4 protein-coding genes and 2 pseudogenes are annotated in these 9,568 nt (G+C 39.8%); all 6 read left to right on the forward strand.

From position 1 onward, the window contains the following. Positions 1-292 (forward strand): annotated as a pseudogene (locus AAC147_RS05790) (DNA primase); the annotation flags it as partial. Beyond that, a pseudogene (locus AAC147_RS05795) lies at positions 241-1,323 on the forward strand (DNA primase family protein); the annotation flags it as partial. The pseudogenes AAC147_RS05790 and AAC147_RS05795, both read left to right, overlap by 52 nt. Positions 1,324-1,788: 465 nt before the next feature. Next, positions 1,789-3,345: a type I restriction-modification system subunit M gene (locus AAC147_RS05800; RefSeq protein ID WP_047685935.1), complete on the forward strand. Its 1,557-nt coding sequence runs from the start codon at positions 1,789-1,791 to the stop codon at positions 3,343-3,345. Further along, positions 3,342-4,481, forward strand: coding sequence for a restriction endonuclease subunit S (locus tag AAC147_RS05805; RefSeq protein ID WP_047685937.1), 1,140 nt, complete (start codon positions 3,342-3,344; stop codon positions 4,479-4,481). The genes AAC147_RS05800 and AAC147_RS05805 overlap by 4 nt, the downstream gene beginning before the upstream one ends. Position 4,482: 1 nt before the next feature. Next, positions 4,483-5,637 (forward strand): AAA family ATPase, encoded by a 1,155-nt coding sequence (locus AAC147_RS05810; protein ID WP_047685941.1) that lies wholly within the window; start codon positions 4,483-4,485, stop codon positions 5,635-5,637. Positions 5,638-5,662: 25 nt separating this feature from the next. Beyond that, complete coding sequence (locus AAC147_RS05815; RefSeq protein ID WP_047685947.1) at positions 5,663-8,779, forward strand: type I restriction endonuclease subunit R; 3,117 nt, start codon at positions 5,663-5,665, stop codon at positions 8,777-8,779. Positions 8,780-9,568: the final 789 nt, after the last annotated feature.

Below are 9,568 nucleotides of genomic sequence, written 5' to 3' on the forward strand. Positions count from 1 at the left end.
GAAAAAGAATATCGGCAAGGGTGCAGCAGAGAAAACCGCCATAGCGATCAACGGATGGGTAACGTTACCGCCTACAGAGTATAAAGCTGATTGGGACGATTATCGCCAGCAACACGGTGTGGAAATAGCAAAGCAAGCCTTTACTCACGGGCTTTATCAACCGACATCAATCAAGCAAAAAGCAGCCATTCAGTTCAATAATGATGCCGAACCTTCAAAACTGACATTATGTCAGATGGGAGCCAGCCAGCATACTCGCCACATGGTATTAGTTCAGCCGTGGATGCCCTGAAATTACAACTTCCCATGATGCAGCCACCAAAACGCCACTTAATCGGATTTAGTAATGGCGTATTTGACCTGAAAGCCTGCCAGTTCCGGCCTCACCGCAAAAATGACTGGTTATTACTTGCCAATGACGTTGAATTCAATTCCCCTGTTTCAGGGGAAAACCTGCAAGATCACGCGCCACAGTTCTGGCACTGGCTTAATCAGGCAACAGCCAACTGTAAAAACAAAACAAACAGAGTGCTGGCAGGCAAAGGAAATACTGTTTCGGCAAGTATGGCGGCATTGGAAAACCCACGGGAACGGGCGCTGATTGTCGGTTATTTGTTGATTATCCTGCCTGACCAGACCCGCTATGTGGGTGATGGTTCCGGTATCAAGGCAATTACGGGTGGTGATGAAGTTGCTATCGATCCGAAGCATAAACAACCCTATTCAACTCGCATTCCTGCGGTGGTGTTGGCAGTAAATAATAATGCCATGAGTTTCAGTGATCGCAGTGGTGGAGTATCGCGGCGTCGGGTGATTTTCAATTTTTCCGAAGTCGTACCGGAAAATGAACGCGATCCACTCCTACGGGATAAAATCGCCGCAGAATTGCCTGTGATTATCCGCCATCTGCTTCATAGGTTTGCTGATCCACAATCAGCGAGGCGTTTACTGGCAGAGCAGCAGAAATCTGCGGAGGCGCTGGATATCAAACGCGGTACAGATCCACTGGTCGATTTTTGCGGTTATCTTATTGCTTCCCATGAAGCTGACGGTTTGTTAATCGGTAATGCGGAGATTGTGCCGTTCAATCCTCGTAAGTACCTTTATCACACCTACCTTGCTTATATGAAAGGCAATAACCTGAACAACCCTGTTTCCGTGACTCGCTTCGGAATGGATATGCCGGGCGCACTGGCAGAGTACAGCCAGCAATACTTACGCAAGAAAAGCAAACAAGGCATTCGTAGCAATCTGAGCCTGAATCTTGATACCGCTATCGAATGGATGCCAAAACTGACAAGGAGTAGCCAGCCAGAAGAATAATTTTTTTCTGATTGGAGGTGAACGGTTGGGTGAAGAGTTTAATTTCAACTCATCACCCTTTAACAATATGAATTTAAATAAAATTATTCGAAGGTGAACAGGATGAATAGTTTTACCCATAATTCTTTAATAGGGAGGGGGTAGGTAAAAATGTTTTCTCTGGCAGGTGATCTTTTAGAGCTCTGAGTAACCGGGCTAATAAATTAACCCAGTTACTTGGAGAAGACAAGCGTAGCGCGTCAGTTTCTCACTTTAAGCAAACCAAAATTAGTCTGCCACATCAAGTTGCTATGAGCAAAATATAAGGCCGGGTTGTTTCAGGTTGGTGGTAGTTCAAAAACTCCCCTGAGATGTTTACTGAACTTGTAGCGATTCAAAATGATTAGAGCGTCTTTACTCGTTATAATACCGGCCTGATTATAGGCCTAATGGCTATTTAAAACGTATTAATAGTGGAGTTTCACAATGACAAGTACCCAACAACGCGCCGAACTACAGCGTCAAATCTGGCAAATTGCCAACGATGTGAGAGGTTCAGTTGATGGCTGGGATTTCAAACAGTATGTACTGGGTACGCTGTTTTATCGTTTTATAAGTGAAAATTTTGCAAACTACATTGAAGGCGGTGATGAGAGTATCAACTATGCTGAGCTTTCAGATGATATTATCACTGACGAGATTAAAGATGATGCCATTAAAACCAAAGGCTATTTTATTTATCCAAGCCAGCTGTTTGCCAATATTGCCAAAAATGCCAATAAAAATGAAAATTTAAACAAAGACTTAAATAGTATTTTTGTCGCTATTGAAAGCTCAGCTAGCGGCTACCCATCTGAAGCCGAGATCAAAGGCCTTTTTGCTGATTTTGATACCACCAGTAATCGTTTAGGTAATACCGTTAAAGATAAAAATACCCGCTTAGCCGCCGTATTAAAAGGTGTAGCAGGACTTCAATTTGGTCAGTTTGAAAATAACAAGATTGATCTGTTTGGTGATGCTTACGAGTTTTTAATCTCTAACTATGCTGCTAATGCAGGTAAATCAGGTGGTGAATTTTTTACACCACAACACGTTTCTAGGTTAATAGCTCAACTTGCCATGCACGGGCAGACCAGCGTAAATAAAATCTATGATCCCGCCGCCGGTTCGGGTTCACTGCTATTACAAGCGAAGAAACACTTTGATGCTCATATCATTGAGGACGGTTTTTTTGGTCAGGAGATTAATCATACTACCTATAATCTTGCGCGTATGAATATGTTTTTGCATAACATTAACTACGATAAATTCAATATTGCGCTAGGTAACACCCTGCTAGAGCCGCATTTTGGTGATGACAAACCGTTCGATGCCATCGTCTCTAATCCACCGTATTCGGTGAAATGGATTGGCAGTGATGATCCAACACTGATCAATGATGACCGCTTTGCTCCTGCTGGCGTATTAGCGCCGAAATCCAAAGCCGATTTTGCCTTTGTACTGCACGCATTGAGTTACTTATCCAGTAAAGGCCGTGCAGCGATTGTTTGCTTCCCCGGTATTTTTTACCGTGGTGGAGCTGAGCAAAAGATCCGCCAATATCTGGTAGATAACAACTATGTTGAAACTGTAATCTCATTAGCGCCTAACCTATTTTTTGGCACGACCATAGCTGTCAACATTCTTGTGATGTCTAAACACAAAACAGACACCACTACTCAGTTTATTGATGCAAGCTCTCTGTTTAAAAAAGAAACTAATAACAACATACTCACCGACAATCATATCGAACAAATTATGCAGGTCTTCGACAGTAAAGATGATGTTGAGCACTTTGCAAAATCAGTCAGTTTTGAAGCCATCGTTGCTAACGATTACAACCTGTCGGTGAGTAGTTATGTCGAAGTTAAAGATAACCGCGAATTAATTGATATTACAAAACTCAATGCCGAATTAAAGACCACTGTTAAAAAAATCGATCAGTTGCGGGCGGATATTGATGCCATTGTTGCCAAAATTGAAGGTGTGGAGAGCAAGGAATGAGCAACATGAGTTTTATGGAAAAACTGCTTCAAGGGGTTGAGGTGGAATGGGAATTGTTGGGGCAAGTGGCGAAAGTAAAACATGGCAAAGATTGGAAGAAATTGAATTCTGGTGATATTCCAGTGTATGGTTCAGGCGGGATCATGGGGTATGTCGATACTTATTCATATAATAAGCCAACGGTTTTAATTCCCCGCAAGGGTTCGATAACAAATATTTTTTATATTGAGTCACCTTTTTGGAATGTTGACACAATTTACTATACAGAAATTAATACTAAGAAAATTATCCCTAAATTTTTATATTATTTTATCAGAACTATTGATCTATTGGCACTAGATACAGGAGCAGGAAGACCTAGTCTGACGCAGGCTATATTAAACAAAATACAAATTCCCATTCCCCCACTTCATATCCAAGAAGAAATCGTCCGTATTTTGGATACCTTTACCGATCTCACAGCCGAGCTCACAGCCGAGCTCACAGCCGAGCTCACAGCTCGCAAAAAACAATATAACTACTATCGTGATCAGTTGTTATGTTTTGAAGAAGATGAGGTGGAGTGGAAGACTTTGGGGGAAGTAGCGGAGTATTCAAAAACTCGCATTTGCTTTGACAAACTAAATAAAACTAATTATGCAGGTGTTGACAATCTCCTGCAAGATCGGGCAGGAAAAAAAGAATCTAGCTATATGCCAACTGAGGGCAACTTAACCGAATATCGAAATGGTGACATCTTAATCGGTAATATTCGGCCCTATTTGAAGAAGATATGGCACGCTGACCGTATCGGCGGTACAAATGGAGATGTGCTTGTTATTCGTCTTACTGATGAAGCGGTAAAAACGAGGTATCTATATCAGGTTTTAGCGGATGATAAATTTTTCGATTACAACATGCAGCATTCTAAAGGAACCAAAATGCCCCGCGGTAATAAAATAAAAATAATGGAATATCTCATTCCTATTCCTCCGCTTGCAGAACAAGAACGTATTGTCGGCATCCTAGATAAATTCGACACTTTAACCAGTTCTATCAGCGAAGGTTTGCCTCGTGAAATTGAACTACGCCAAAAACAATACGAATATTATCGCGATCTGTTATTGAGTTTCCCCAAACCAGAAGTAGAGGCGTGATATGAGTAAAACGCTAACGGAAATAGCACAGCAGCTAAAAGAGGCCAACAAGAAAGTACAACTGATCTATGCCTTTAATGGTACGGGTAAAACCCGGCTTTCGAAGGAATTTAAACAGCTGATTGCGCCAAAAATTGATAATGATGAAAGTACCAACAATAAAGAACTATCATTAACGCGTACTAATTTTTTGTATTACAACGCTTTTACCGAAGACTTGTTTTACTGGGATAACGACTTATCTGAGAATACCGAGCCTAAACTCAAAATCCAGCCAAATTCATTTACAGATTGGGTGCTGAAAGACCAAGGGCAAGACCAAAATATCATTGCTAACTTCCAACGCTATACAGATGAAAAATTAACTCCACATTTTAGTGAAAATGGTTCAGAGGTTACGTTTTCTTTCGAACGTGGGAATGAAGCACCAACTAAAAATGTTAAAATATCAAAGGGTGAAGAAAGCAACTTTATCTGGAGCGTGTTTTACACACTGATTGAGCAAGTTATCAGCGTGCTGAATGTTGCTGAACCTGATGAGCGAGAAACCGATCAGTTTAATCAATTGCAATACATCTTTATTGATGATCCTGTGAGTTCGTTAGATGAAAATCATTTGATTGAATTGGCAGTGCATCTTGCTCAGCTTATTAAATCTAACGAATCTAGCGTTAAATTCATCATAACGACGCATAACCCTCTTTTCTATAACGTGCTACATAATGAACTAAATAGCGATGATAAAAGCTATAAAAAGAAAGGATTTGAGAAATACAGGCTGACAAAGCATGAGGATGGCACATATCAACTGGCAACCCAACCGAATGACTCACCATTCTCATATCATCTTTATTTAAAGTCAGAACTCGAAAAAGCCATCGAAAACGATCAGTTGAGCAAGTATCATTTCAACTTTTTAAGAAATATATTAGAAAAAACCTCTACTTTTCTGGGCTATAAAAAGTGGGGTGATTTATTGCCAAAAACAGATGATGGTAGGCCTAATCCTTATGAAGCCAGGATTATTAATATCTCTAGTCATTCAAAACATGCAGGTGAAGAGGTCTCTGCACTTACAGATGATGACCAGCGTGTATTGCGTTATCTGGTTAATGAAATTAACACGATGTACCGCTTCCACCAGTCAGAAGACTAGAGTGAATCGAATTTATAGGTGAAGTATGCACGAATACAACACGATTGCTGAGTCAAAAAACTTTATCGTACTTGATAAATATATTAAGGAATTACAACTTAATGAGGCTTATCAGAGTGAGAATGATTTAGAACGGGAATTAATCGATGATTTAATCAGCCAAGGTTATGAACATGTGACCGGCTTAAATACGCCCCAAAATATGCTGGCTAATGCGCGGAAACAATTGCAGGCACTGAACAATGTAGAATTTCTGGATAGTGAGTGGCAACGCTTTGTTGAGCAGTACTTAGATAAGCCCAACGATAGCAGCATAGATAAAACGCGTAAAATTCATAACGATTATATCCACGACTTTGTTTTTGATGATGGGCATATTGAGAACATCTATCTGGTCGATAAGAAAAACATTCCCCGTAATAAACTACAAGTCATTAAGCAATTCGAGCAAGCAGGATCGCAGGCGAACCGATACGATGTGACCATTTTGGTTAATGGTCTGCCATTGGTACAAATTGAGCTTAAAAAGCGCGGAGTTGCTATTCGTGAAGCCTTTAACCAAGTGCATCGTTATAGCAAAGAGAGTTTTAATACAGAAAACTCACTGTTTAAATACTTACAGCTTTTTGTGATTTCAAACGGTACAGATACCCGCTATTTTGCCAATACCACCAAGCGTGATAAAAACAGTTTTGATTTCACCATGAATTGGGCGAAGTCTGATAATAAATTAATTAAAGACTTGAAAGATTTCACGGCGACATTTTTACAGAAAAATACCTTGCTGAATGTGTTAATTCATTATTCTGTTTTTGATATTAGCAATACTTTATTAGTGATGCGCCCCTATCAAATAGCGGCAACTGAACGTATTTTGTGGAAAATTAAAAGTGCGTATCAGGCTAAAAATTGGAGTAATACGGAAAGCGGTGGTTTTATTTGGCATACCACAGGTTCGGGAAAGACCTTAACCAGTTTCAAAGCAGCACGTTTGGCCACTGAGCTGGATTTTATCGATAAAGTGTTTTTTGTGGTCGATCGTAAGGATCTGGATTACCAGACCATGAAAGAATATCAACGTTTTTCGCCTGACAGTGTTAATGGTTCGGAAAGTACCGCAGGGCTAAAACGGAATATTGAAAAAGATGACAATAAAATTATTGTTACGACCATTCAAAAACTGAATAACTTAATAAAAAGTGAAAACGATTTACCTATTTACAATAAGCAAGTGGTGTTTATTTTTGATGAGGCACACCGCAGCCAGTTTGGTGAAGCACAAAAAAACCTAAAGAAAAAATTTAAAAAATATTATCAGTTTGGTTTTACCGGCACGCCCATTTTCCCGCAAAACGCATTGGGAGCAGACACCACCAGTAGTGTGTTTGGGCACCAATTACATTCGTATGTAATTACTGATGCTATTCGTGATGAAAAAGTATTGAAGTTTAAAGTTGATTATAACGATGTAAGACCACAGTTTAAGTCCATTGAAACAGAGTTAGACGAGAAAAAGTTAACCGCGGCAGAAAACAAGCATGCTTTTTTACATCCCGTTCGTATTCGTGAAATTTCCCAGTATATTTTAAATAACTTCAGGCAAAAAACGCATCGTCTCCAGGCCGGTGGCAAGGGGTTTAATGCGATGTTTGCGGTCAGTAGCGTGGATGCGGCCAAAGCTTACTATGAGGCGTTCAAGCATTTGCAAAAAGAGACTGACGAAAATAAAACAAGCAGAAGACCGCTTAATATTGCCACCATCTTCTCTTTCGCCGCCAATGAAGAGCAAGATGCTAAAGGTGAGATTATTGATGAAAGTTTTGAGCTCACCGCGATGGACAGCAGCGCCAAAGAATTCTTAAGCGCAGCCATTGATGATTATAATGCCGCGTTCAAAATGAATTTTGGTGTGGATAGTCAAGGTTTCCAAAATTATTATAAAGATCTCGCTCAGCGAGTCAAAAATCAAGAAGTCGATTTACTAATTGTTGTTGGTATGTTTTTGACGGGATTTGATGCGCCGACACTGAATACGTTATTTGTCGATAAAAATCTGCGTTTCCACGGCTTAATGCAAGCTTTTTCACGCACTAATCGTATTTATGATGCCACAAAAACCTTTGGTAATATCGTCACCTTCCGTGATTTAGAACAGTCTACAGTTGAGGCTATCACTTTATTTGGTGATAGCAATACCAGAAATATTGTGCTGGAGAAAAGTTATCAAGAATACATGGAAGGCTTTACTGATTTAGTCACCGGCGAAGCACGCCGTGGATTTTTAGATGTAGTGACAGAGTTACAAAGACGCTTTCCTAATCCTGATGATATTGTTAAAGAGCAAGATAAAAAGGATTTTGCCAAGCTATTTGGCGAATATTTGCGTGTAGAGAATGTACTGCAAAACTACGATGAATTTGCAGGATTAAAGGCTCTACAGCATGTAGATATGAGTAATCTGGAAGCTGTTGAAGCATTTAAAGCTAAGTACTACCTAGACGATGAAGATATCGTTGCTATGCAAGCGATTGAGATGCCGACTGAGCGTGCTATTCAAGATTATCGCTCGACCTATAATGATACGCGTGATTGGTTACGCCGTGAAAAATCATCTAATGAGAAAGATAAATCGACTATTGACTGGGATGATGTCGTTTTTGAAATAGATTTGCTCAAATCACAGGAAATTAATCTGGATTACATTCTTGAGTTGATTTTTGAAAACAATAAAAAGAATAAGAATAAGGCGGAATTAATTGATGAAGTTCGCCGTTTAATTCGTTCCAGCCTTGGTAATCGAGCAAAAGAAAGTCTAATTGTTGATTTCATTAATCAAACTAATTTGGACGAAATTATCGACAAAGCCAGTATCATTGATGAATTCTTCAAATTTGCTCAAGCTGAACAAAAACGTGAAGCAGAGGAGTTAATCAATTCTGAGAACTTAAATGAAGATGCGGCTAAACGCTATATCACAGCATCATTAAGACGAGAATACGCAAGTGAAAACGGCACAGAACTCAATTCAACGCTACCAAAGTTAAGTCCGCTTAATCCGGAATACAGAACGAAAAAGCAAACCGTTTTCCAGAAAATTGCTGCATTTGTTGAAAAGTTTAAGGGGGTAGGTGGGCAAATATAGGTATAAGCTATACACAACACCCGATCTGCTATTAGCTATCATAAACCACTTATCAGCCATTTAGACGCCTTGGTGTTTAGATGGCTGTTACGCTATTTCTCCCTCTTCCATTTGCATCATTATCTCACCTTTCCTCGGTTCACAAATTGATGTGTTTCAATAGCTTTAAACACCACAACAGATTGTAATTATTGAGCATTTTTATGAGGCTATTTTTAACATCAAACAATAGTTGACCCTGACAAATCTAATCGATAAGGTATTAACCTATTATGACAAAGATCCTATCGCCTGTAAGGATCACCTACTGGGTAGCGAAACAAAACTCCCGTAGCCTGAAAAAGAGAGAGCAATAATTGCGGTACATCTGCGCATCTTTGGAAGCAGATATTGTCGGACATAAACCCCTTGTCTGGCAATGAAGGTTTATTAAGCTAGAAATACGCTCAAAAGGCGTTTTTATCTTACCATAGAAGTGTATTGAACATTGAATCATGCATTTTCTTTCATATCAACATAAAGCATATTTTCCTTTATCTTCAATGAACAACAGGATGGCTTTCGCACATCCGGTTCACGCTTCTCACGATCACTGTCTGAAGTATTCAGCAGGCAGTCTTTCTACACCTGACAATTAACCCATAGCTACCATTTGGGCACTTCAAGGCTTGCACAGCCTTTGCTGATTGTTTGCAGAACTCAAGGCGTCACTTTTTGCGGATTTATCGCTGAAAATGACGCCGCAGCAAAAGGGCAACACATCCCTGATAGGCTCTGGCCTAGTTAACC

This window comes from Xenorhabdus sp. NBAII XenSa04 (genome assembly GCF_963866145.1).
GTDB lineage: Bacteria > Pseudomonadota > Gammaproteobacteria > Enterobacterales > Enterobacteriaceae > Xenorhabdus > Xenorhabdus indica.